A 220-nucleotide genomic window follows, 5' to 3' on the forward strand; every position below is an offset into this window, starting at 1 on the left:
GCGAAGTACCACATGACCCCCCCGGCGGGATGGGTGGCCGATCGGCTGCGCCCCGGGTTCACCGGGGGTGCCTACCAGCTGTACTACCTGCACTCCGACGTCCACAACGGCGACGGCGGCTGGGACCACGTCTCCACGACCGACGGCGTCGACATCACCTTCGAAGGCACCGTCATCCCCCTCGAGACCGCCCTCCCCCCCGCGCCCCGTTGCACCCTCC

At 70.9% G+C, this 220-nt stretch carries 1 pseudogene; it reads left to right on the forward strand.

Annotation, left to right across the window (positions count from 1 at the left end):
- Nucleotides 1-12: 12 nt before the first annotated feature.
- A pseudogene (locus QCD68_RS17380) lies at nucleotides 13-220 on the forward strand (glycoside hydrolase family 32 protein); the annotation flags it as partial.

Source organism: Curtobacterium sp. PsM8 (assembly GCF_030433875.1).
Classification (GTDB): Bacteria; Actinomycetota; Actinomycetes; order Actinomycetales; family Microbacteriaceae; genus Curtobacterium.